Source organism: Pseudomonas sp. P7548, from assembly GCF_013386585.1.
GTDB lineage: Bacteria > Pseudomonadota > Gammaproteobacteria > Pseudomonadales > Pseudomonadaceae > Aquipseudomonas.
The window spans coordinates 83,795-106,677 of the sequence record NZ_JACARO010000036.1 but is presented as its reverse complement, the minus strand read 5'-3'; the positions used below and the strand labels follow the sequence as shown (position 1 = coordinate 106,677).

19 protein-coding genes and 2 tRNA genes are annotated in these 22,883 nt (G+C 60.5%); 11 read left to right on the top strand and 10 right to left on the bottom strand.

Annotation, left to right across the window (positions count from 1 at the left end; translation table 11 throughout):
* Positions 1–56 precede the first annotated feature (56 nt).
* The 5 genes from groL to HX803_RS15190 form a co-directional block, all read right to left on the bottom strand.
* Positions 57–1,703: a chaperonin GroEL gene (gene groL / locus HX803_RS15210; protein WP_178921703.1), complete on the bottom strand. Its 1,647-nt coding sequence runs from the start codon at positions 1,701–1,703 to the stop codon at positions 57–59.
* A gap of 50 nt (positions 1,704–1,753) precedes the next feature.
* Positions 1,754–2,050, bottom strand: a complete 297-nt coding sequence (gene groES / locus HX803_RS15205) for a co-chaperone GroES (protein WP_016975516.1) — start codon at positions 2,048–2,050, stop codon at positions 1,754–1,756.
* A gap of 247 nt (positions 2,051–2,297) precedes the next feature.
* Positions 2,298–2,774 (bottom strand): FxsA family protein, encoded by a 477-nt coding sequence (locus HX803_RS15200; protein WP_178921702.1) that lies wholly within the window; start codon positions 2,772–2,774, stop codon positions 2,298–2,300.
* A 66-nt stretch (positions 2,775–2,840) separates the two neighbouring features.
* On the bottom strand, positions 2,841–3,572 hold the full coding sequence (locus tag HX803_RS15195; protein ID WP_176994369.1) for a HugZ family protein: 732 nt from the start codon (positions 3,570–3,572) through the stop codon (positions 2,841–2,843).
* Positions 3,573–3,679: 107 nt separating this feature from the next.
* The gene (locus tag HX803_RS15190) at positions 3,680–4,687 is read right to left on the bottom strand and encodes a DUF481 domain-containing protein (RefSeq protein ID WP_176994370.1); all 1,008 of its coding nucleotides are present in this window, start codon (positions 4,685–4,687) and stop codon (positions 3,680–3,682) included.
* A gap of 154 nt (positions 4,688–4,841) precedes the next feature.
* Here HX803_RS15190 and HX803_RS15185 point away from each other — a divergent pair, with 154 nt between their 5' ends.
* From HX803_RS15185 to HX803_RS15170, 4 genes are all read left to right on the top strand, one after another.
* Entirely contained in the window at positions 4,842–5,204 is a 363-nt protein-coding gene (locus tag HX803_RS15185) for an MGMT family protein (RefSeq protein ID WP_256732863.1), read from the top strand.
* Between the two features lie 43 nt (positions 5,205–5,247).
* Complete coding sequence (locus HX803_RS15180; RefSeq protein ID WP_178921699.1) at positions 5,248–6,792, top strand: AmpG family muropeptide MFS transporter; 1,545 nt, start codon at positions 5,248–5,250, stop codon at positions 6,790–6,792.
* 171 nt (positions 6,793–6,963) lie between these two features.
* Complete coding sequence (locus HX803_RS15175) at positions 6,964–8,679, top strand: proline--tRNA ligase (protein WP_178921697.1); 1,716 nt, start codon at positions 6,964–6,966, stop codon at positions 8,677–8,679.
* 20 nt (positions 8,680–8,699) lie between these two features.
* Positions 8,700–9,653: a hypothetical protein gene (locus tag HX803_RS15170; RefSeq protein WP_176994374.1), complete on the top strand. Its 954-nt coding sequence runs from the start codon at positions 8,700–8,702 to the stop codon at positions 9,651–9,653.
* 130 nt (positions 9,654–9,783) lie between these two features.
* On the opposite strand, the gene dinB is transcribed toward HX803_RS15170, so the two are convergent.
* Entirely contained in the window at positions 9,784–10,842 is a 1,059-nt protein-coding gene (gene dinB / locus HX803_RS15165) for a DNA polymerase IV (protein WP_178921695.1), read from the bottom strand.
* Positions 10,843–11,120: 278 nt separating this feature from the next.
* On the opposite strand from dinB, the gene HX803_RS15160 reads away from it, so the two are divergent.
* The 4 genes from HX803_RS15160 (at position 11,121) to HX803_RS15145 (ending at position 15,724) form a co-directional block, all read left to right on the top strand.
* Positions 11,121–11,197: transfer RNA gene (locus tag HX803_RS15160), tRNA-Met, on the top strand.
* A 242-nt stretch (positions 11,198–11,439) separates the two neighbouring features.
* A tRNA-Met gene (locus tag HX803_RS15155) sits at positions 11,440–11,516 on the top strand.
* Between the two features lie 279 nt (positions 11,517–11,795).
* Entirely contained in the window at positions 11,796–14,438 is a 2,643-nt protein-coding gene (gene mprF / locus HX803_RS15150) for a bifunctional lysylphosphatidylglycerol flippase/synthetase MprF (RefSeq protein ID WP_176994376.1), read from the top strand.
* Positions 14,438–15,724, top strand: a complete 1,287-nt coding sequence (locus HX803_RS15145; protein WP_178921693.1) for a virulence factor family protein — start codon at positions 14,438–14,440, stop codon at positions 15,722–15,724. Before mprF ends, HX803_RS15145 begins: the two co-directional genes overlap by 1 nt.
* A gap of 76 nt (positions 15,725–15,800) precedes the next feature.
* Here HX803_RS15145 and recJ read toward each other — a convergent pair whose 3' ends face one another.
* Positions 15,801–17,510: a single-stranded-DNA-specific exonuclease RecJ gene (recJ, locus tag HX803_RS15140; protein WP_178921691.1), complete on the bottom strand. Its 1,710-nt coding sequence runs from the start codon at positions 17,508–17,510 to the stop codon at positions 15,801–15,803.
* Positions 17,511–17,624: 114 nt separating this feature from the next.
* Positions 17,625–18,167 (bottom strand): YaeQ family protein, encoded by a 543-nt coding sequence (locus HX803_RS15135; RefSeq protein WP_178921689.1) that lies wholly within the window; start codon positions 18,165–18,167, stop codon positions 17,625–17,627.
* Between the two features lie 148 nt (positions 18,168–18,315).
* On the opposite strand from HX803_RS15135, the gene HX803_RS15130 reads away from it, so the two are divergent.
* Positions 18,316–19,515 (top strand): CaiB/BaiF CoA-transferase family protein, encoded by a 1,200-nt coding sequence (locus HX803_RS15130; protein WP_178921687.1) that lies wholly within the window; start codon positions 18,316–18,318, stop codon positions 19,513–19,515.
* The gene (locus tag HX803_RS15125) at positions 19,515–20,402 is read left to right on the top strand and encodes a TIGR02285 family protein (RefSeq protein WP_178921685.1); all 888 of its coding nucleotides are present in this window, start codon (positions 19,515–19,517) and stop codon (positions 20,400–20,402) included. The genes HX803_RS15130 and HX803_RS15125 overlap by 1 nt, the downstream gene beginning before the upstream one ends.
* 170 nt (positions 20,403–20,572) lie before the next feature.
* Here the strand turns inward: HX803_RS15125 and HX803_RS15120 are convergent, their stop codons facing one another.
* On the bottom strand, positions 20,573–20,857 hold the full coding sequence (locus HX803_RS15120) for a DUF3509 domain-containing protein (RefSeq protein ID WP_178921683.1): 285 nt from the start codon (positions 20,855–20,857) through the stop codon (positions 20,573–20,575).
* Positions 20,858–21,169: 312 nt separating this feature from the next.
* Between HX803_RS15120 and HX803_RS15115 the strand changes: the two genes are divergently transcribed.
* The gene (locus HX803_RS15115; protein ID WP_178921681.1) at positions 21,170–21,370 is read left to right on the top strand and encodes a hypothetical protein; all 201 of its coding nucleotides are present in this window, start codon (positions 21,170–21,172) and stop codon (positions 21,368–21,370) included.
* A gap of 89 nt (positions 21,371–21,459) precedes the next feature.
* Here the strand turns inward: HX803_RS15115 and thrC are convergent, their stop codons facing one another.
* On the bottom strand, positions 21,460–22,869 hold the full coding sequence (gene thrC, locus HX803_RS15110; RefSeq protein ID WP_177004719.1) for a threonine synthase: 1,410 nt from the start codon (positions 22,867–22,869) through the stop codon (positions 21,460–21,462).
* Between the last annotated feature and the right edge of the window lie 14 nt (positions 22,870–22,883).

The window sequence follows — 22,883 nt, the reverse complement described above, 5'->3', positions numbered from 1 at the left end:
AAGCCCCGCCTGCATCACTGCAGGCGGGGCTTTTTCAGTACGGGGGTAAGGCTGGCTTACATCATGCCGCCCATGCCACCCATGCCGCCCATGTCTGGCATGCCGCCGCCAGCTGCGCCTTCAGCCTTCGGCTTGTCAGCGATTGCAGCTTCGGTGGTCAGAACCAGGCCACCAATGGAGGATGCGGCTTGCAGCGCGGAACGAGTCACCTTGGTAGGGTCCAGGATGCCCATTTCGATCATGTCGCCGTAGACGCCAGTTGCAGCGTTGTAACCGTAGTTACCTTTGCCGTTCTTGACTTCGTTGACCACCACGCTTGGCTCGTCGCCGGAGTTGGCAGCGATCTGGCGCAGTGGAGCTTCAACGGCACGACGCAGAACAGCGATACCCACGTCCTGATCGGCGTTGTCGCCTTTCAGACCAGTCAGGGCTTCCAGAGCACGGATCAGCGCTACGCCACCGCCAGGTACCACGCCTTCTTCAACGGCAGCACGGGTTGCGTGCAGGGCGTCTTCAACGCGGGCTTTCTTCTCTTTCATTTCAACTTCGGAACCCGCGCCCACCTTGATCACTGCAACGCCGCCGGACAGCTTGGCCAGACGCTCTTGCAGTTTTTCACGGTCGTAGTCGGACGAAGTCTCGGCAACCTGGGCACGGATCTGAGTGATGCGAGCCTGGATGTCCTGCTCAACGCCAGCACCGTCAACGATGATGGTGTTTTCTTTGGAGATGGTCACGCGCTTGGCGCTGCCCAGGTTTTCCAGGGTGGCGCTTTCCAGGCTCAGGCCGATCTCTTCGGAGATAACGGTACCGCCGGTCAGAACGGCGATGTCCTGCAGCATGGCCTTGCGACGGTCGCCGAAGCCTGGAGCCTTGACGGCTGCGACTTTAACGATGCCACGCATGTTGTTCACAACCAGGGTCGCCAGGGCTTCGCCTTCAACGTCTTCGGAAACGATCAGCAGCGGACGGCCGGCTTTGGCAACGGCTTCCAGCACTGGCAGCATTTCGCGGATGTTGGAGATCTTTTTGTCGACCAGCAGGATCAGCGGGCTGTCCAGCTCGGCAACCATGGTGTCTGGCTTGTTGACGAAGTACGGGGACAGGTAGCCACGGTCGAACTGCATGCCTTCTACAACCGACAGTTCGTTTTCCAGGCCAGTGCCTTCTTCAACAGTGATCACGCCTTCTTTGCCGACTTTTTCCATGGCTTCGGCAATGATGTCGCCGATGGAGCCGTCGGAGTTGGCGGAGATGGTGCCTACCTGAGCGATAGCCTTGGTGTCAGCGCATGGCTTGGACAGGTTTTTCAGCTCGGCAACAATGGCGATGGTCGCCTTGTCGATGCCGCGCTTCAGGTCCATCGGGTTCATGCCGGCAGCGACGGCTTTGTAGCCTTCGTTAACGATAGCCTGAGCCAGAACGGTAGCGGTGGTAGTACCGTCACCAGCGTCATCGTTGGCACGGGAGGCAACGTCTTTGACCAGCTGCGCGCCCATGTTTTCGAAACGGTCTTCCAGTTCGATTTCTTTGGCTACGGAAACGCCGTCCTTGGTGATGGTCGGAGCGCCGAAGCTCTTCTCGATGATCACGTTACGGCCTTTCGGGCCCAGGGTCGCTTTTACAGCGTCAGCCAGGACGTTGACACCAACGAGCATTTTCTTGCGGGCGGAATCGCCGAATTTAACTTCTTTAGCAGCCATGATCGATAATCCTTAAATTCTTTGGAGTAACGGGAAAGTGAGCGGAAAAATCACGCTTCCAGAACGGCGAGAATCTCGTTCTCGGCCATGACCAGCAGGTCTTCGCCGTCGACTTTCACAGTGTTGCTGCCGGAGTAAGGGCCGAATACAACCTTGTCACCGACTTTAACGGCCAGAGCACGCACTTCACCGTTTTCCAGGGTTTTGCCTGGACCAGCAGCGACGATCACACCGTGGTTGGCTTTTTCAGCAGCCGAACCTGGCAGAACGATACCGCCAGCGGTTTTCTTTTCTTCTTCGCTGCGACGGATTACGACGCGGTCGTGCAGAGGACGAAGCTTGCTCATTGTCGATCTCTCCTAATTGTGTTTTTCATCGGCCGGTGTCAGTACCGGCGGGTTGTAATCCGGCTGTGCCGGTCGCGGTTCGCCAAGCGAAACGCGGAAGTCTGTCTGGCGTTGCCACCAGAAACCTTGCGGTGACCGATACATAAGGGCGCATAAGCTTATTACAAGGGGCCTCGGCGGATTTTTTTTGCACTCGCCGGGCGGTAAAAGCAACACGGCACCCGAAGGTGCCGTGCTGGTTAAGCGGTTACTTGGTGTCGCGGTGTTCGAATTCGCCCTCAATCACGTCGCCTTCACGCTCCAAAGGCTGGCGCGGGGCTGGGCCGCCACGGGATTGCAGGTCGTCGGCGAACGCTCGCTGACGGATCGCAGCCTCTTCGGCACGCTGGCGCATCTTGCCCGCCAGCAGCTTGCGGGTGAACGGCAGCAACATGACCAGGCCGACCACATCGCTGATAAAGCCCGGCAGGATCAGCAAGCCACCGGCCAGGGCCATCATCAGGCCTTCAAGCATGGTCTGGGCGGGCAGTTCGCCACGGTTCAGGCTTTCACGGGCACGAAGAGCCGTGGCCAGGCCGGCGACGCGCAGCACCAGAACGCCGAGCATCGAGCCGAGAATGATCAGCAACAGGGCGGGGAAAAACCCGATCGCGCTGCTGACTTGAACGAAGACGAACAGCTCCAACACCGGGAACAGCAGAAAGAGCAACAAAAAAGGGCGCATCAAATGGTTCCTCAACGCAAGAATGCCTTGCCAGTCCACCTTAGATGACGTCGCCGTTTCGTGAATTCAAGCACTGGCCGCTGCTTTTTTCGGCCAGACCTCGGCGTGAGCCAAGGAAACCAAGGCTTCGCGCACTTGTGTCGGGGTGTTGCAAGACTCCGCAAAGGGCAACCAATATAAGGATTGGCCTATACGCAGGTGCATGCCTTCACTGTCGATGCCCGCCAATTGAGCTGGCTCGGAGGTCGGCAAACCGGTGAGGTCGACGTAATGGGCGATGGCCTTGGTGTGATCGCTGTTCATGTGCTCGATCATGCTGCGCTCGGCCTTGCCGGCGAACGGGTTGGCGAGCGTCAGTTCATCGACCCAGTGAATCGCGCCAAACCCGCCGATATAACGGTGACGCACCGGCTTGAGCACCCAGAAGTCGAAGTCATGGGCCTTGTGGTAATTGGCGGAATCGGGGAAGTAGCGGTAATAACGCTCGGCTGCCGCCTCGATGGCTGCGGCGTCTTCCAGCTTCTCGGCTTCGGCCAGGTAGGTCAGGCGCCCTACCGCTTGCACATCATCGGCCTCGCGCTCACCCACCAGCAACGAGCACTTGGGGTCTTTCTGCAGGTTATGGGTGTGCTGGGCGATGCGGCTGATCAGGATCAGCGGGCGGCCTTGATCGTCGAGGCAATACGGCACTACCGAGCCGAAGGGAAAGCCAGGCATGGCTTTGGACAGTGTGGCGAGCGCCCCACGGTATTCCTTGAGCAACAGCTCTCGGGCGTTCTTGGCAACCTGTGTGCTCAACGTATGACTCCTCGGGGTATTCAGCCGCCCATGGCATATGGGAATGGATCTCAACCACAAGGTAATCAATATCGGCAAAGGTTGCCAAGCAGGTTTTGTAAGGCTGTTTACCAGGCCACGCCGAACCCTGCGGTGTAGCGCGTCTTGCTCAGGCTGCTGTCCGAATCGCCGCTGATGATGTCGCGCTCGGCCTTGAGGTTGAGCGAGGCCCACTCGGTGACTTTGTAGCGCAGGCCCATTTCCGCATCCAGGGAGTAATCCACCGGTCCGTCGATCGGCCGGCCCAATTCACCGTTGGTAAAGAACTCGACCGTCTTGCCCACCAGGTAGCGGTTGTAGTTCCACTTCATGGCCACGGAGTAGAAGTTGTCCTTACCGCCGTCGGAATATTCGTAATCGGTGCGGTTGACCAGCGAACCCAACGAGAACGCGCCCAGCTCATCGTCCCAGAACTGGTAGCCCGGGCCGGTGCCGACGGTGCGCTGGCGGGACAGGTCTTCCACCTTGTCACGCTTGTAGGTCAGGCGGCCCTGCCAGAACCAGTGCTCAGTCAGGAAGCGGTCCAGGTCGTACTCCAGGGCCCAGTTGTCGGTGGTGGTGACGTCGTCCTGGAACTCGCGGTTGTACTCGCCCTGCCCGGTGTGGCGCCATTGGCCGTGGCGGGCGGTGGTCTTGAAGTCGATGTCGTAGTCGTTGGTGTCTTTTTCTGCGCGCTTGTAGTCCAGCGCCAGGTCGACGTTGCCTTTCCACACCAGGTCTTCGATCACAGGCTTGGGCTTGATGATCTGCTGGATGCTTGCCAATTCGACGGTCTTGGGCGCTTCGCCATTGGCCAAGACTACTTTACCGTCGTCCGCGGCTTTGAGCGACTTGGCCTTCTCGCCCGTGTAGGCATCCTGCTTGACCAGCAATTCCTGATCGCTCTCCAGGGTTTTCACCTGCTTCCAATCCACCGGGATAGCCCCTGCGTAATCGGTCTGGATCAGCAGCTTGCCACCGTCGAAGACCTTGATCTTGCCGGTCAGGCGGTCACCGTTCTTCAACCAGACGGTGTCGGCCAACAAAGGCGTGGAGGCGCTGAAAACAGCGAGGCACAGCAGGGTTCTGGACAACATAAGCAGGTTCGGGGCTCAAGTTTGACAAAAAAGGCGGCATTATCGTGTTAGATAACGCCTTAGCAAGGACTGACTCAGGGATTTGGGTTGAGTTCATTGTTCATCGCGATATTTACAGACGTTTCTGACAAAGATGCCGACGATCTCAACGGATATGCCCACAGTGAATGAACCTGCCGAAACCCCGCAAAGCCCCGCCGAGATGCGCCGCACGGCGCTGTACCTGACCCTGGCGCAGGTCCCGCCAGGCTGCGTGGTGAGCTACGGCGAGTTGGCCCAACTGGCGGGCCTTGGGCGTGCGGCGCGCTGGGTCGGGCGTACCTTGAGCCAGCTTCCGGAAGACACCCGGCTGCCCTGGCACCGGGTGCTGGGTGCCGGCGGTCGGATAAGCCTTCCCGTGGGCAGTGCCTCAGGTGACGAGCAACGCGCGCGATTGCGCAGCGAAGGCGTCACGATCCGCAACAATCGCGTGGATATTCAGCGCCATGGCTGGCGCCCGGTAGAGCACAGCGGTTAGAGTGCGCGCTTTGTTTCCGCAAATCTGAGGCAGACTCCAGCCCATGCCCCGTAAAACCTGGCGCGCCGCGCTCGCCGCCTATGCCAGCCCCTCGACGTTAGTGCTGTTGTTGCTCGGCTTCGCCGCCGGCTTGCCTTACATGTTGGTGTTCTCGACGCTTTCCGTGTGGTTGCGCGAGGCCGGTGTGGCCCGCGAGACCATCGGCTATGCGAGCCTGATCGGTCTGGCCTACGCCTTTAAATGGGTCTGGTCACCGCTGCTCGACCAATGGCGCCTGCCGCTGCTGGGTAAACTCGGGCGTCGTCGTTCCTGGCTGGTGCTTGCCCAGTCACTGGTGATCCTCGGATTAATCGGCATGGGCTTCTGCGATCCGCAGAAACATCTGTCCTGGCTGATCGCCATCGCTGTCATCGTCGCCTTCGCGTCGGCCACCCAAGATATTGCGGTGGACGCCTATCGCCTGGAAATCGCCGACGACAGCCGCCAAGCCGCCCTGGCGGCCAGCTACATGTCTGGCTACCGCATTGCCGCCCTACTGGCGACGGCCGGCGCGCTGTTCTTCGCCGAAGGCTTCGGCTCGACCGGCTTCAACTATAAGCACTCGGCCTGGACCGGTACCTACGTGTTGTTCGGCGTGCTGATGATCCCGGCGTTGCTGACCACCCTGTTCATGCGCGAGCCGAACGTACCGCTGCGCACCCAGTTGCAGGCCGGTCGCTACAGCTTCGTGCACCAGTTGGTGTCGGTGTTCGTCCTGATTGTGCTACTGGTCTCGGTGCCGGCGATGTTCACCCAGCTGTACAACACGGATTTCGCCAGCGTGCTGTTCCATGGCGTCAGCCTGTGGGAACTGCTGATGGAAGACCGCGCCTTCCTGCGCGCCATTCTCTACATCACCCTCACCTGCCTGTGCCTTTCGGCGATGGGTCGCCGTGGCCTGGCGCCGGTGCTGACGCCGGTCAACGACTTCATCGTGCGCTACCGCTGGCAGGCACTGCTGCTGCTCGGGCTGATTGCGACCTACCGCATGTCCGACACCGTGATGGGCGTGATGGCGAACGTGTTCTACATCGACCAGGGCTTTACCAAGGATCAGATCGCCGGCGTCAGCAAGATCTTCGGCCTGATCATGACCCTGCTCGGCGCGGGCATGGGCGGCCTGTTGATTGTGCGGTTCGGCATCCTGCCGATCCTGTTCATCGGCGGCGTGGCTTCGGCAGGGACCAACCTGCTGTTCGTGATGCTCGCCGACATGGGCCCGGACCTGCAGATGCTGATTTTCACGATTTCCCTGGATAACTTCAGCTCCGGCCTGGCCACCTCGGCCTTCGTGGCCTACCTGTCGAGCCTGACCAACCTCAAGTTCTCCGCGACCCAATATGCGCTGCTGAGCTCGATCATGCTGTTGCTGCCGCGCCTGATCGGCGGCTATTCAGGGGTGATGGTGGAGAAGTTCGGTTATCACAACTTCTTCCTGATCACCTGCCTGCTGGGCGTGCCGACGCTGTTCCTGATTGCCTTGCATTGGTTCCAGGAGAATCGGCGGGCTCGGTTGAATCCGCCAGCTGACGAAGTATCCCCCCTGTAGGAGCCGGCTTGCCGGCGATGAGGCCCGCAAGCCTCGCGTCAATCTCAAAGACGCCATCGCCGGCAAGCCGGCTCCTACATACCCCTCTGTATTCTGATGCCTGTACTCCGGCAGTTTGCGCCCGTACAATCCAGAGTCATTTCAAGTCCAAGCAACCGACAACGGCCTACCATGCGTACCAGTCAATATTTGCTCGCCACACAGAAAGAAACGCCTTCCGACGCGGTTGTGATCAGCCATCAGCTGATGCTGCGCGCCGGCATGATCCGCAAACTGGCCTCCGGCCTGTACACCTGGCTGCCCATGGGTTTGAAGGTGATGCGCAAGGTCGAAGCCATCGTTCGTGAAGAAATGAACGCCGCCGGCTCTCTGGAAGTGTTGATGCCGAGCACTCAACCGGCTGAACTGTGGCAGGAATCCGGGCGCTGGGAAGAGTACGGCCCTGAGTTGCTGCGCTTCAAGGACCGTCATGGCCGCGATTTCTGCGCCGGCCCGACCCACGAAGAAGTGATCACCGACCTGATGCGCAACGAGCTGAGCAGCTACAAGCAGCTGCCGCTGAACCTGTATCAGATCCAGACCAAGTTCCGTGACGAAATCCGCCCACGCTTCGGCTTGATGCGCGGCCGCGAATTCATCATGAAGGATGCGTATTCGTTCCACGCCGACCAGGCGTCCCTGCAGGTCACCTACGACCGCATGCACACCGCCTACTGCAACGTGTTCACGCGCCTGGGCCTGAAATTCCGTCCGGTTGAAGCGGACAACGGCTCCATCGGTGGTGCCGGTTCCCACGAATTCCACGTACTGGCCGAGTCCGGCGAAGACGATATCGTGTTCAGCAACGGTTCCGACTACGCGGCGAACATCGAGAAAGCCGAAGCCGTACCACGGGAAACCTCCCGCCCAGCACCGGCTGAAGAGCTGCGTCTGGTGGACACCCCAGAGACCAAGACCATCGCGGCCCTGGTGGAAAAATTCAATCTGCCGATTGAAAAGACCATCAAGACCCTGATCGTGCGCGCTGAAGAAGAAGGCAAGCTGATCGCCCTGGTCATCCGTGGCGACCACGAGCTCAACGAAATCAAGGCGGCCCAGCAACCTGGCGTGGCCAGCCCGCTGGTCATGGCCACCGATGCCGAACTGCGCGACGCCATTGGCGCCGGTGCGGGTTCCCTCGGCCCGCTGAACCTGCCGCTGCCGATCATCATCGACCGCTCGGTCGAGCTGATGAGCGACTTCGGTATCGGCGCGAACATCGACGACAAGCACTACTTCGGCGTGAACTGGGAGCGTGACCTGCCGGTGCCGACCGTGGCCGACCTGCGTAACGTGGTGGCCGGCGACCCAAGCCCGGACGGCAAGGGCACCCTGGAGATCAAGCGCGGCATCGAAGTCGGGCACATCTTCCAGCTGGGCAACAAGTACAGCAAGGCGATGAAGTGCGAAGTGCTGGGCGAGAACGGCAAGCCGATCACCCTGGAAATGGGTTGCTACGGCATTGGCGTGTCCCGCGTGGTGGCGGCTGCCATCGAGCAGAACAACGACGAGAAAGGCATCATCTGGAGCGACGCCCTGGCCCCGTTCCAAATCGCCCTGGTACCGCTGCGCTACGACAACGAGCAAGTACGCGAAGCCACCGACAACCTGTATGCCGAACTGACGGCTGCCGGTTTTGAAGTGTTGCTCGATGACCGGGACAAGAAAACCAGCCCGGGCATCAAGTTCGCCGACATGGAACTGATTGGCATCCCGCACCGTATCGTGGTCAGTGACCGCGGCCTGGCCGATGGCAATCTGGAATACAAGAGCCGGACCGAAGCCGAAGCCCAACCGTTGCCGGTGGCTGACGTGCTGTCTTTCCTTCAGGCGCGTATTCGTCGCTGAAAACCAGATCAAGAGAAGTCATGTTCAAGCGAAACACCAGAGCCTTGGGGGGCGCCGCCTTGTGCGGCGCCCTGCTGGTCAGCGGCTGCGCCAACCAGATGTCGCAACGCAGTGAGCACGAGGAACGGGTCGAGCGTAAGTTGCTCGACCACAGCCTGCAGATCGATGTAGGCGAGCCCAAAGTGCTGGAGCTGCCGCAACGCCGGGTTCGGATTCACGAGCAAAAGACCTTTGAGGTCACCGAGTTCGAAGTCACCCGTCGTTACGATCGCTACACCCCCTACCAACCCTGGCGCAAACTCTACGAGATGCCTCTGGGTGCGGTGGCCCTGGTGGCTGGCGCGGGTGCCAACGTGGCGAACATCTTCGCCCTCGGCAACCTGCCCACCAGCATGACCCGCGACTGGCTGAGCTACGGCGTGGACGGCATCAACCCGTTCATGAACGTGCAATCCCATGGCCGTGCGCAACAGAACCTGGCGGGTATCGACGAAGTCCAGCGCGACAAGCGCGTGGAGTATTCGAGCCTGCCCTGGAGCGAACGCCCGGTGCAGGTCACTGCCGGCAAGCAGACCCATGAGCTGACCACCGACCGCAATGGCGTCCTGCGCCTGAACCTGTTGGACAGCCCATTTGCCGAACAGGATCTGAACCGCGTCAGCACCTTGAAGATCAGCGTGGAAGATGGCCAGGACGATGTGCATTCGGACTCGACCCTGGCGATCAGCAGCACCCTGCGCAGCAAGTTGCTGGAGGCCCACGGCCTGATCTACGACGACCTGGAAGACGACGAGGTCAACCAGTGGGTGCATCGCGTCAAGCGCCTGTCGGAGTTGGGCCTGGAAGAAGAAGCCAGTGAACTGGAACAAAGCCTGATCGAACTGACCCGCAATGATCCGGAGTTGCAGCAGGAATTCCTGCAGGCATTGACCAAGGATGCGGGGCGTTTGGTGGCAGACCCTGGCGCACGCTAATATTTTTTGACCGCTGAAAATCTAAATGTGGGAGCGGGCTTGCTCGCGAAGGCGGAGTGTCAGTCAATGCTGCTGTAACTGATTCACCGCTGTCGCGAGCAAGCCCGCTCCCACATTTGGTTTCCGGTTTCTACCAAGAGAACTCCAGTTGTTCGTTACCACCACTCAAATCCAATAACCGCACGCCAATCCCCAGCAACCGCACCGGCTTGCCACCGCGATTAAACGCCTGCGTCAGCAGCTGTTGATAACTCTCAAGATCCCGCCCTGCCCCCGCCTGCTCCAAGGTGGTCTGGGTAAAGTCATGAAACTTCACTTTCACGAACGGCTTACCCGCGCGGTAACTGCTGTCGATGCGCGCCATGCGCCCGGCCAGTGTTTCCATTAATTCAGGCAGTTTCGCCAGGCAGCTTGAAAGGTCCGGCAGGTCGACATCGTAGGTGTTTTCCACACTGATCGATTGGCGGCGGCTGTCGTTCTGCACGGCGCGATCATCAATCCCACGAGCCAGACTCCACAGTCTTTCACCGAAACTGCCGAACTCACGCACCAGCGCCAATTTGTTCCACTCGCGCAATTGCAGGCAGTCTTCGATACCCAGGCGTGCCAGCTTGTCCGCCGTGACCTTGCCCACCCCGTGCAACTTGCTGACGCGCAGCTGGGACACAAAATCCTCGACCTGATCCGGCGTGATCACATACAGCCCGTTGGGCTTCTTCCAGTCGCTGGCGATCTTGGCCAAAAACTTGTTCGGCGCGACCCCGGCAGACACCGTGATATGCAGCTGGTTGGAGACCCGACGGCGGATGTCCTGGGCGATACGCGTGGCGCTGCCGCCAAAGTGCGAGCTGTCGGAGACGTCCAGGTAGGCTTCATCCAGGGATAAGGGCTCGATCAAGTCGGTGTAATCGCGAAAGATCGTCTGGATTTCCTTGGACGCTTCTTTATAGGCGTCCATGCGCGGCTTGACGATGGTCAGGTCCGGGCACAGCTTCAGGGCGTGGCGTGAAGACATGGCCGAGCGCACGCCGTAGGCCCGCGCCTCGTAGTTGCAGGTGGCGATCACCCCACGCCGGTCCGCCGAGCCGCCCACGGCCAGGGGCTTTTGCGCCAGGCTCGGGTCATCGCGCATCTCGATGGCGGCGTAGAAGCAATCACAGTCGACGTGGATGATTTTGCGCTGCGTCATATAAAGGGGTGTGGTCCAACGGGTGGCCAGTATCGCATTCACCCCTGTATATAGCACCAGTAGTTTGATTCTTCCGCCCGAGCGGTAGGAAATTTCGCCAATGAATTTATTTTCTCAATCGAATTCGACAATCCGATAGAGCTGAAAGCCACGGCCTGACTGGCCCCAAGCCCTTTCGTCAACCCACTACGAAGCGCTAACCGATTGAAGCAGAAGCGCTTTTCCTGGAATCTGCGGTTGACACACCGAAGTTCCTCTGTAGAATGCCGACACACAGACGCGGGATGGAGCAGTCTGGTAGCTCGTCGGGCTCATAACCCGAAGGTCGTCGGTTCAAATCCGGCTCCCGCAACCAAACATCAAAAAAGGCTACTCGAAAGAGTGGCCTTTTTTGTGCGCGCTCGTTTTGTAGTGAGCGGGCTTGCCCCGCGCCGGCGGTATACCTGACACACCGCAGCGCGGGGCAAGCCCGCTCACTACAAAAGTGTTTTCAATCACGAACTTAAGCTGCCTGATGGGTTAATTCACACTTATTTGACTCATATGGCCATTAACGGTTGACACCCCGCCGTTGGACTGTAGAATGCCGCCCACAGACGCGGGATGGAGCAGTCTGGTAGCTCGTCGGGCTCATAACCCGAAGGTCGTCGGTTCAAATCCGGCTCCCGCAACCAAACATCAAAAAAGGCTACTCGAAAGAGTGGCCTTTTTTGTATCCGGTGAAAAAGCTCTTCTGAAACAATGACATGGCATATTTCATGAAACCCTATACGGTTTGTTGAGTCCATGTCTTTGCAAGCTATGCTCAATGCTCAAGCGCTACCCTCTACGACCAATGGCCGCTGTCGCCGCCCCCGGCGATACGCGTTAATATTTGTAATTATTTTGTCCATAGGGATTGGTAACTTGGCTGGATACCTCCATCCTGTCGCGCACAATCCACGAGGTGATTGATGCGCGCCAACTCGTCTGAACCACAAGACACTGTTACAGCAGAACAACCGATCACTCCCACTCGTTTGCGTTGGCTGGATCTGTTGAGCAAATACCGTCAGCCCATCGGGTTGGCCGTTACCCTGTTGCTGTTCGCAATCGCCCTGATCGCCTGCCGACACCTGCTGCTGGAACTGGATCTCTACGCCCTCCACGATTCGATCCTGGAAGTGCCCAAGCCCGCCCTGCTCGGTGCATTTGCCGCCGCCGTGGCCGGTTTCATCATTTTGTTGGGCTATGAATTTTCCGGTGCGCGTTATGCCGGCGTGAAGTTGCCGGCCAAGACCCTGGCCCTCGGCGGCTTTACCGCCTTCGCCATCGGCAATGCCATTGGCTTGTCGATGCTCTCGGGCGGTTCGGTGCGCTACCGTTTATATGCACGTCATGGCATCGGCGCTTCGGAAGTGGCCCACATGACCGTGTTTGCCAGCCTGGCCCTCGGCACCGCCCTGCCGCCGCTGGCCGCCCTGGCGACCTTGAGCAACCTGCCCGCTGCCGCAACCTACTTGCATCTGCCGCAGATGGTGCTCGGCGGCATTGCCGGCGCGGTGCTGCTGCTGTCGACCGTGCTGTGCATCGGCATTTATCGTCGCCGTCTGCCCGAACAACCCTACCCTGACAACCTGCTGGTCAAGGCTGGCCGTCGTACCCTGCGCCTGCCGGGCCGCCGCCTGACGTTCCTGCAACTGATCATCACCGCACTGGACGTCGCCGCCGCTGCGACCGTCCTTTATATGCTGCTGCCGGAAGCGCCACCGTTCGGCCCGTTCCTGCTGGTGTACCTGCTGGCCCTGGCGGCCGGTGTACTCAGCCACGTACCGGGCGGCGTGGGTGTATTTGAAGCCATCCTGCTGGCCGCCTTTGCCGACAAGCTTGGCGCCGCGCCGCTGGCCGCAGCCCTGTTGCTGTACCGGATGATCTACGTGGTACTGCCGCTGTTGATCGCCTGTGTGTTCCTGCTGGTCAACGAAGCCCAGCGCCTGTTCCAGACCCAGCAGAGCCTGCGGGTCGCTTCTGGGCTGGCGGCGCCGGTACTGGCCGTACTGGTTTTTTTGTCAGGCGTGGTCCTGCTGTTTTCCGGCGCCACGCCGGAAATCGACTCACGCCTGGAAAACATCGGCTTCCTGATTCCCCACCGCCTGATTGACGCCTCCCACTTTGGTGCCAGCCTGATCGGTGTGCTCTGCCTGCTGCTCGCCCAGGGCCTGCGCCGACGCTTGTCGGCAGCCTGGATGCTGACGATGGTGCTGCTGCTGACCGGCGCCCTGCTCTCGCTGCTCAAGGGTTTCGACTGGGAAGAAGCCAGCCTGATGATCATGACCGCGGTGCTGCTGGCGATCTTCCGTCGCTCGTTCTACCGCGCCAGCCGCCTGACTGAACTGCCGTTCTCACCGCTGTACCTGGTGGCCAGTGTCTGCGTGCTGGGCGCCTCGATCTGGCTACTGCTGTTTGCCTATCAGGATGTCCCGTACAGCCATCAACTGTGGTGGCAGTTCACCCTCGACGCCAACGCTCCCCGTGGCTTGCGTTCGCTGCTGGGTGCCGCCGTGCTGCTGGTGATCGTGTCGCTGACCTGGCTGCTGCGCACCGCACGCCCGGTCATCCACCTGCCGACTCCGGATGAGCTGGAGCGCGCCACCAAGATCCTGATGGCCTCGTCCCAGCCTGACGGTGGCCTCGCGCTGACCGGCGACAAGGCGCTGCTGTTCCACCCCAACGATGAAGCCTTCTTGATGTACGCCCGTCGCGGGCGCAGCCTGGTGGCCTTGTATGACCCGATCGGCCCGACCCAACCCCGGGCCGAAATGATCTGGCAGTTCCGTGACCTGTGTGACATCCACCACGCCCGCCCGGTGTTCTATCAGGTGCGCGCCGAGAACCTGCCGTACTACATGGACATCGGCCTCACCGCGATCAAACTGGGTGAAGAAGCCCGCGTCGACCTGAAACGCTTTGACCTGGAAGCCAAGGGCAAAGAGATGAAGGATTTGCGCTACACCTGGAACCGTGGCACCCGGGACGGCCTGTCCCTGGAGATCTTCGATCCGGGCCATGCACCGATGGATGAACTCAAGGTCATCTCCGATGCCTGGCTGACCGGCAAGAACGTGCGGGAAAAGGGCTTTTCCCTGGGACGCTTCAGCGACGACTACCTCAAGCACTTTCGCATCGCGATCATTCGCTTCGAAGGGCGCCCGGTGGCCTTCGCCAACCTGCTCGAGACTTACAACCACGACCTGGCCAGCCTCGACCTGATGCGCGCCCACCCGGACGCGCCCAAGCTGACCATGGAGTTCATGATGGTCGGCCTGATCCAACATTATAAGAACCATGACTACGCCCGCTTCAGCCTCGGCATGGTGCCGTTGTCGGGCCTGCAACCGCGTCGTGGTGCCCCGCTGACCCAACGCCTGGGTTCGATGGTGTTCCGCCGTGGCGAGCAGCTGTATAACTTCCAAGGTTTGCGCCGCTTCAAAGACAAGTTCCAGCCTGACTGGGAACCCCGTTACATGGCCGTGCCCGCAGGACTTGATCCGCTGGTGGCACTGGCCGATACCGCCGCCCTGATCGCGGGCGGCTTGACTGGATTGGTGAAACGCTGATGATTCGACGCTCCTGGCGGTATGTATTGGCCTTTGTAGTGCTGCTCGCCCTGATCCTGGGTGGCGGCTATTGGTACTGGAACCGCCCTGCCCCGCAACCGACCCTGGAGCAACTGCCCCAGGCCGACGGTTCTGTCATGACCCGCGTCACCCCGGCCGGCACGGCCAAAGCCCGCGTCGCCGTGGCGGTGCTGGCCGCTGACACCCTGAGCGACAGCCAGTTGATTGCCCTGAGCCAAGGCGGCAAGGCACAGATTGTCCAAGTGATCCTGCCAAAGGATGACTGCACGCTGCAGGAACAAGCCCTGCAAGGCGCCCTGAGCCAACTCAAGGGCCCGGCAACCCTCGCCAGCGGCATCGGCCCTGGCGCAGCGCTGGCATGGCGCTGGCTGGCGGCACAGAGCGACGACAAGGCCAACGCCATCTCTGTCGGCTTCGCCATGACGCAGGAAGGCTGCAAGGACCCATTGCCAAAAACCTCTGCCCACGGCAGCTGGCTGGTGGCCTGGAACGATAACCCTGACGACGATGCCGCCAGTTTCGTACGCGATACGCCGCGCGCCACCACCAGCATCAGCGACTACGACATTCACTACCCGCAAGTGCTGAACAACGAACTGCGCAAGCAATTGGTCGGTTCGGACAACGGCGGCCTGGCCATTCCCGTGGTGGAAGTGCCCGCCGGCCAAGCCAAGGACACCGTGACCCTGTTCCTCTCCGGTGACGGCGGCTGGCGTGACCTGGACCGCGACGTGGCCGGCGAAATGGCCAAGATCGGCTACCCAGTGGTCGGCATCGACACCCTGCGCTACTACTGGCAGCACAAGACCCCGGAACAAAGCGCCAAGGACCTCACCGAGCTGATGCAGCACTATCGGCAGAAATGGGGCACCAAGCGCTTCGTGCTGACCGGCTATTCGTTCGGCGCCGACGTACTGCCGGCCATCTACAACCGCCTGCCGGAAAACGAGCAACAGCGCGTGGATGCGATCATCCTGCTGGCGTTCGCCCGCACCGGCAGCTTCGAGATTGAAGTGGAAGGCTGGCTGGGCAACGCCGGCAAAGAAGCCGCCACCGGCCCGGAAATGGCCAAGCTGCCAGCGGACAAAGTGGTGTGCATCTACGGTGCCGAAGAAGTCGACGAGAGTGGCTGCACCGACAAGACTGCCGTGGGCGAAGCCGTGAAGCTGCCGGGTGGGCATCACTTCGATGAGAACTACCCGGCGCTGGCACAGCGCTTGGTCGACATCATCGTGAAGCACCAGGCCAAGGACAAAGCCGAGTAAGTCCCGGCTGTACACAAACCAAAATGTGGGAGCTGGCTTGCCAGCTCCCACATTTGTTTTGTGGTGTTGCTGAGATCTAGCGCGGTTCGATGTGGGCAATCATCAACTGCACGGTTTCATTCCCGCGAAACTCGTTCACATCCAGCTTATAGGCCAACTCTACCCACTTCACCGTCGGGTTCGGCCAGACCTCCCGGTCCACCCCAAACGCAATCCCGTCCAGCTTCACCGACCCGCACTCGGTCTTGAGCACCACTTTGAGGTGCCGCTCTCCCACCACACGTTGCTCCACCAACTGGAACACCCCGTGAAACACCGGCTCGGGAAAGTGCTGGCCCCATGGGCCGGCGTGGCGCAGTGCACGGGCCAGTTCCAGGTGAAACTCTTCCACGGCCAGGGTGCCGTCAGACAGCAGGCGCCCAGTCAGGTCTTCTTCACGCAGTTGCCGACGCACTTCCGCATCAAAGGCCTCGGCAAACAGTGGGAAGTTTTCCTCAGCCAGCGTCAGCCCCGCCGCCATGGCGTGGCCGCCGTATTTGGCGATCAGGTTGGGATGCTGGCTCGCCACCACCGCCAGCGCATCACGGATGTGAAAACCCTGCACCGAGCGCCCAGAGCCCTTGAGCAGGCCGTCACCGGCGTCGGCGAAGGCGATGGTCGGGCGGAAGTAACGCTCTTTCATGCGCGACGCCAAAATCCCGATCACGCCCTGGTGCCATTCCGGATCGAACAGGCATAAGCCGTAAGGCATCGACTCCACCGGCAAGTCCTTGAGCTGGGCCAGGGCCTCGCGTTGCATGCCTTGCTCGATGGATTTGCGGTCCTGGTTCATGCCATCCAGTTGCGCGGCCATTTCCCGTGCAGCGGCAAAGTCCGTGGTGAGCAGGCATTCAATGCCCAGGCTCATATCATCCAGGCGCCCGGCAGCGTTCAGGCGCGGCCCGAGGATAAAACCCAGGTCAGTGGAGGTGATGCGCGCCGCATCGCGCTTGGCCACTTCCAGGATCGCCTTGATCCCCGGCCGAGCGCGCCCGGCGCGAATGCGCTCCAGGCCCTGGTGCACGAGGATGCGGTTGTTCGCGTCCAGAGGTACAACGTCGGCCACGCTGCCCAAGGCGACCAGATCGAGCAGTTCGCCAATGTTGGGCTGCGGCTTGTTTTCGTACCAACCGAGGCTGCGCAGGCGCGCACGCAGGGCCATCAGCACGTAGAAAATCACGCCCACGCCGGCCAGGGCCTTGCTGGGGAACTCACAGCCGGGCTGGTTCGGGTTGACGATAGCGTCGGCCAGCGGCAGTTCGTCGCCGGGCAAGTGGTGGTCTGTCACCAAAACTTTCAGCCCCGCCGCTTTCGCCGCCGCCACGCCTTCGACGCTGGAGATGCCGTTGTCCACGGTGATCAGCAACTGCGGCTTGCGCTGCAGGGCCACGGCGACGATTTCCGGAGTGAGGCCGTAGCCGTATTCGAAGCGGTTCGGCACCAGGTAATCGACATGCGCCGCGCCGAGCAGACGCAAGCCCAGGGTGCCCACGGTGCTGGCCGTGGCGCCGTCGGCATCGAAGTCTCCGACGATCAGGATGCGCTGGCGCTGCTCCAAGGCTGTCACCAGCAGGTCCACGGCGGCATCGATGCCCTTGAGTTGCTGGTAGGGAATCAACCGCGCCAGGCTTTTATCCAGCTCGGCTTCCGACTGCACCCCGCGTGCGGCATAGAGACGGGTCAACAGCGGCGGCAATTCACCGAGAAACGGCAGGACAGCAGGCAACGGGCGGGGATCGATACGCATGGGGTGACAGGTGCTTCTCTTCTAATACAGCGGTTAAACAGCAATTCTGAATACAACACAAATCAACTGTGGGAGCTGGCTTGCCTGCTCCCACACAAAAGAGTTCCTGCCCGTTCAGCCGCGTTCGCCGGCCAGCCATTGCAATTGCACTTCATGCTGGCCACGGTCGTCGGTGACGAAGATCGTGCCTTCACTGATCATCACGTCCCACTTGATCACGCGGGGCATGTCCTTGGCCAACGTCTCCAGGACTTCCTGCGGTACCGCGGCGATGTGTACATTTTTCAGGTTGTTCGCCACCGGCACGACCTTGCCTTCCCACACGCGCAGGCTGCCGTAGGCCAGCAGGCTGGTGCGCTCGGTGCGGCGCGAGCACCAGGTCAGGCGGTCGGCGTCGGGCTGGCCGACTTCGATCCAGTGCAGGACCCGGTCATCCAGGCTTTTTTCCCACAGGGCAGGTTCGTCTACATCCGACAGGCCACGCCCGAACGACAGCTGCTCGTTGTACCAGAGGGCGTAGGCCAGCAGGCGCACGGTCATGCGTTCTTCGGTTTCCGAAGGATGGCGGGCGATGGTCTGTTTGACACTCTCGTACACCGAGCGATCGAGGTCGGTGAGGTTGAGTTCGAATTTATAGGTCGTGGACGGCTGGGCCATGAACGGGCTTCTAGAGACAGGGAAAGGCGGCCAGTCTAACCGATGGCGAGGTCATTCAACGAATACTGAGCTGCATCATCCTTATCACTGGGCCCCTCGCCTATGTTAAAAGGCATTCCACCACCGCCCTGCACAGACAAGGATCCTCATGTCGTTTAACGCCAAACCGCTTGCCGGCCTGAAAGTCATCGAACTGGGCACCCTGATTGCCGGCCCGTTCGCCTCGCGTATCTGCGCCGAATTCGGTGCCGAGGTGATCAAGGTCGAATCACCGGATGGCGGCGACCCGCTGCGCAAATGGCGCAAGCTGTATGAAGGCACTTCGCTGTGGTGGTTTGTGCAGGCCCGTAATAAAAAATCGCTGACGCTGAACCTCAAGCACCCGGACGGCCTGGCGATTCTCAAGCAACTGCTGGCAGACGCCGACATCCTGATCGAGAACTTCCGCCCCGGCGTGTTGGAAAAACTCGGCCTGAGCTGGGAAACCCTGCATGCACTGAACTCGAAATTGGTGATGGTGCGCCTGTCGGGCTTTGGCCAGACCGGGCCGATGAAGGACCAGCCTGGTTTCGGTGCCGTGGGCGAGTCCATGGGTGGGCTGCGCTACATCACCGGGTTCGAGGATCGCCCGCCCGTGCGCACCGGCATCTCCATCGGCGACTCGATTGCGGCCTTGTGGGCTGTGATCGGCGCACTGATGGCCTTGCGTCACCGCGAGGTGAACGGCGGGCTCGGCCAGGTGGTGGATGTGGCGCTGTACGAAGCGATTTTCGCCATGATGGAAAGCATGATTCCGGAGTTCGACGTGTTCGGCTTCATTCGCGAGCGCACCGGCAACATCATGCCCGGCATCACGCCCTCCTCGATCCACACCAGTGCCGACGGCAAGCACGTGCAGATCGGCGCCAATGGCGATGCGATCTTCAAACGGTTCATGAGCGCCATCGGCCGTGACGACCTGGCCAATGACCCGGCGCTGTCCAGCAATGACGGGCGTGACAGCCGCCGTGACGAGCTGTACGGCGTGATCGATCGCTGGGTCAATTCGCTGCCACTGGCGCAGGTGGTCGACCAACTCAACAAGGCCGAAGTGCCCGCCAGCCGTATCTACAGCGCCGAGGACATGCTGGGTGACCCGCAGTTTCTCGCCCGGGAAATGTTCCTCAAGGCGCAGTTGCCGGGAGGCAAGGACTTCAAGATGCCGGGCATCGTGCCCAAGCTTTCGGACACGCCAGGTAGCTGTGAATGGGTGGGTCCGCAATTGGGTGAACACAACAGCGTGGTGCTCAATGAGCTGGGCTACGACGCCTTGGCCATCACCCGCTTGCGTGAGGCTGGCGCGATCTGATGGCTCGCCGCGCCAGGCGCTTGTCCAGGCAACTCTGTCTCGCCATGATGATGGTCAGCTGTGGCTGGCCACTTTTGGCCAACGCCGAGGACACCTTGATCTGGCTGCTGCGCGACTTGCCGCCACTGACCATTTTCGAAGGACCACAGAAAGGCCAGGGCGCGCTGGACGAGTTGTTGCCGATGCTCAAGGAGCGGCTGCCGGAATATCGGCACCAGATCCTGCACGTCAATCGCGCCCGTGGCACGCAAATGCTGCGCGAGCCCTCGTTCACCTGCGACCCGTCTCTGCTGTGGACGCCTGAGCGGGCCAGCTACGTGGTGTTTTCGGCCCAGGCCTTTGTGGTGGTCAGCAACGGGGTGATGATCCGTCGCAGCAAAGAGGCCGCGATGGCGGCCTATATCGTCGACGGCCAGTTCGACTTGCAGGCCTTTCTCGAAGCGCACAATGCACGCCTGGGGGCCATTGCCGAGCGCAGCTATGGCCCGGCCATCGACGAGCGGCTCAAGCACGCCGCGCCTCATCGGCTGGCGCTGCATTACGGTAACGACGCCCTCGGTAGCCTGTTGCAGATGCAGCGTCTTGGCCGTCTGGAAGCGGTACTGGGCTATTGGACGGAAATCCGCTATCACGCACAGCAGCAAGGTATCGACCCACAAGACCTGGTGTTTTTCCCGATCAAAGGCTCCGCGCCTTACCAGCGCACCTACATCGGTTGTTCGGACACAGCCCAAGGAAGGCAGGCCATCGAACGCATCAACGCGGTACTGCGAGACATCCCACAAGGGCAAGTACAGCAGTCCTACGCCTCGTGGCTGGACCCTGTCATGCGCGAGCGCTACCTGTCGGACAACCCGAGTTTTTTCCAGGAAGCCCCTGCGCCCTGACAAATCCCGGGCAAAAAGAAACCCCGAAGAGTGGGGAGACACTTCGGGGTTAAACGTGGCCTACAAAGACCAGTACGACAAGCCACAAACACCGGAGCACAATGCTTGCTCTTGCCGTTATAAAGTCTGACCGGCCATGCTGTAGGAAGTTTCCTCAGATAAACTTTTCTTCATGCCACGGCAGCGTTGCGTGTCTGGGCAGCGTTTCTCAGGGCAGCGATGACGGAAGGTTCCAGGCGACCTTCGGCGATTTTCAGGTCTCGCAACAAACAGTCCACCACATCCACCAGCACACGCTTGTCCATCAATTGCGCTCGGTCGACTTCACGCTCGACGACAATAGCGCCAGCAGGGTTCTTCACGGTCACCAGGCACTCGGCCTGCACACCAGAGGTGGTCAGCGTAACCTGATAAGGGCTCAGTGCTTCTTCGAGCAATAGGCTGATACTTTCCATCTCGATCACCACTCAATAGTTCGGGAACAATCGGTTCAACGGGAGCTGCATCTATCCTAAGTGACTGTTTGTGACGTAGGAAAGTTCGCTTTATCGTCTTTATGGGGTCGTCAGGGGTGACGGATTCCAGCATGCGCTTGCAACATGACAACGAAAAAACGGCGCACATACCTGCTTACGCAATGGGCAGCTGTTTTAGGGTTTGCCGAGGGCTGCTGTCCGAGGTGAATCCTAAACTCGGTGAGCGCTGAACAGGCTGTTATGCCGTTAAAAGCGCATGTCAAAAGGCCCTTATTGCGAAGGATGAAGACAATGCTGGAACACGACAAACAGCAAGCGGCGTTAGAGAAGATTCACGCCGACATATCACGCATCTATGCGGAGCAACGCAAACTCACGGCTGAAACACACAAGATAACCCGTGAAAATTTCTGGTACCCCCTGGGGGTTGTAATGGCCATGTTTACGGCGTTCAGCACCGTATCGGCCATCGCGCAGAAACTTCTAACGTAATCGCTCACGCCAAGCCGGGCCTGCCAGAAACAAAAAAACGCCGCTGTCCCAAGGAAGGGACAGCGGCGTTCTTGTCTACGCGGCTTGCCTTACAGCGGCTTGCCCCGGTTGCCATGCTGGCTCACAAATGCCTGCACCGCCTTCAGGTCATTGGCCAGCACTGTGCAGCGCTCTTCGCGCTCGAACAGGTCAGCCAGGTGCACCGGCAATTCCAGTGCCTTGCCAACGCCGGCTTTCTCCACGGCCTCCGGGAATTTCACCGGGTGCGCAGTGCCCAGGATCACCATCGGGATATCCAGGCTGCGACGGCATTCGCGCGCGGCCTTCACACCGATGGCGGTGTGCGGGTCGAGCAGCTCGCCGGTCTGGGCATAGACTTCTGCGATGGTTTCGCAGGTCTGTGCATCGTCGACGGCCAGGGAGTCGAACAGCTTGCGGGTTTCGGTCCAGCGTTCTTCGTCCACGCTGAAGCCGCCGCCGCTCTTGAAGGTGTCCATCAAGCCGGCAATGGCCGCACCGTTGCGACCGTGCATGTCGAACAGCAGGCGTTCGAAGTTCGACGAGACCATGATGTCCATGGACGGCGACAGCGTGGCGTGCAGGGTTTCCTTGACGTACTGGTTGCCGCTCATGAAGCGGTGCAGGATGTCATTGCGGTTGGTGGCGACGATCAACTGGTTGATCGGCAGGCCCATGTTGCGCGCCAGGTAGCCGGCGAAGATGTCACCGAAGTTGCCGGTTGGCACCGAGAACGACACCGAACGCGCCGGGCCGCCCAACTGCAGGGAGGCGTGGAAGTAGTAGACAATCTGGGCCATGATCCGCGCCCAGTTGATCGAGTTCACCGCTACCAGTCGCGTGCCCTTCAGGAAGCTCTGGTCAGCGAAGCTGTTCTTGACCATTTCCTGGCAGTCATCGAAGTTGCCTTCGATGGCGATGTTGTGGATGTTCTCACCAAAGATGGTGGTCATCTGGCGACGCTGTACTTCCGACACGCGCTGGTGCGGGTGCAGGATGAAGATGTCGACGTTTTCGCAGTGCTTACAGCCTTCGATGGCGGCCGAGCCGGTATCACCGGAGGTAGCACCGATGATCACCACGCGCTCGCCACGTTTTTGCAGCACGTAGTCCAGCAGGCGACCCAGCAGTTGCAGGGCGAAGTCCTTGAACGCCAGGGTCGGGCCGTGGAACAGTTCCAGCACCCACTCGTTGCCGTTCAGCTGGCGCAGAGGCGCGATGGCGTTGTGGGAGAACACGCCGTAGGTCTCTTCCAGGATCTTCTTGAAGTCTGCATCCGGAATGCTGCCGGTGACGAACGGGCGCATCACCCGGAACGCCAGCTCGTGGTACGGCAGGCCGGCCCAGGAGGCGATTTCTTCCTGGGTGAAGCGTGGCAGGTTTTCCGGCACGTACAGGCCGCCATCAGTGGCAAGACCTGCCAGCAGGACGTCTTCGAAATTCAGGGCCGGTGCCTGGCCGCGGGTGCTGATATAACGCATGACTGGCTCCTCTA

What these genes read in the sequence shown, in the direction of transcription:
- groL (WP_178921703.1), bottom strand. Translation starts at nt 1,703, where the DNA reads ATGGCTGCTAAAGAAGTTAAATTCGGCGATTCCGCCCGCAAGAAAATG.
- groES (WP_016975516.1), bottom strand. Translation starts at nt 2,050, where the DNA reads ATGAGCAAGCTTCGTCCTCTGCACGACCGCGTCGTAATCCGTCGCAGC.
- HX803_RS15200 (WP_178921702.1), bottom strand. Translation starts at nt 2,774, where the DNA reads ATGCGCCCTTTTTTGTTGCTCTTTCTGCTGTTCCCGGTGTTGGAGCTG.
- HX803_RS15190 (WP_176994370.1), bottom strand. Translation starts at nt 4,687, where the DNA reads ATGTTGTCCAGAACCCTGCTGTGCCTCGCTGTTTTCAGCGCCTCCACG.
- HX803_RS15185 (WP_256732863.1), top strand. Translation starts at nt 4,842, where the DNA reads ATGCCCACAGTGAATGAACCTGCCGAAACCCCGCAAAGCCCCGCCGAG.
- HX803_RS15180 (WP_178921699.1), top strand. Translation starts at nt 5,248, where the DNA reads ATGCCCCGTAAAACCTGGCGCGCCGCGCTCGCCGCCTATGCCAGCCCC.
- HX803_RS15175 (WP_178921697.1), top strand. Translation starts at nt 6,964, where the DNA reads ATGCGTACCAGTCAATATTTGCTCGCCACACAGAAAGAAACGCCTTCC.
- HX803_RS15170 (WP_176994374.1), top strand. Translation starts at nt 8,700, where the DNA reads ATGTTCAAGCGAAACACCAGAGCCTTGGGGGGCGCCGCCTTGTGCGGC.
- dinB (WP_178921695.1), bottom strand. Translation starts at nt 10,842, where the DNA reads ATGACGCAGCGCAAAATCATCCACGTCGACTGTGATTGCTTCTACGCC.
- mprF (WP_176994376.1), top strand. Translation starts at nt 11,796, where the DNA reads ATGCGCGCCAACTCGTCTGAACCACAAGACACTGTTACAGCAGAACAA.
- HX803_RS15145 (WP_178921693.1), top strand. Translation starts at nt 14,438, where the DNA reads ATGATTCGACGCTCCTGGCGGTATGTATTGGCCTTTGTAGTGCTGCTC.
- recJ (WP_178921691.1), bottom strand. Translation starts at nt 17,510, where the DNA reads ATGCGTATCGATCCCCGCCCGTTGCCTGCTGTCCTGCCGTTTCTCGGT.
- HX803_RS15135 (WP_178921689.1), bottom strand. Translation starts at nt 18,167, where the DNA reads ATGGCCCAGCCGTCCACGACCTATAAATTCGAACTCAACCTCACCGAC.
- HX803_RS15130 (WP_178921687.1), top strand. Translation starts at nt 18,316, where the DNA reads ATGTCGTTTAACGCCAAACCGCTTGCCGGCCTGAAAGTCATCGAACTG.
- HX803_RS15125 (WP_178921685.1), top strand. Translation starts at nt 19,515, where the DNA reads ATGGCTCGCCGCGCCAGGCGCTTGTCCAGGCAACTCTGTCTCGCCATG.
- HX803_RS15120 (WP_178921683.1), bottom strand. Translation starts at nt 20,857, where the DNA reads ATGGAAAGTATCAGCCTATTGCTCGAAGAAGCACTGAGCCCTTATCAG.
- HX803_RS15115 (WP_178921681.1), top strand. Translation starts at nt 21,170, where the DNA reads ATGCTGGAACACGACAAACAGCAAGCGGCGTTAGAGAAGATTCACGCC.
- thrC (WP_177004719.1), bottom strand. Translation starts at nt 22,869, where the DNA reads ATGCGTTATATCAGCACCCGCGGCCAGGCACCGGCCCTGAATTTCGAA.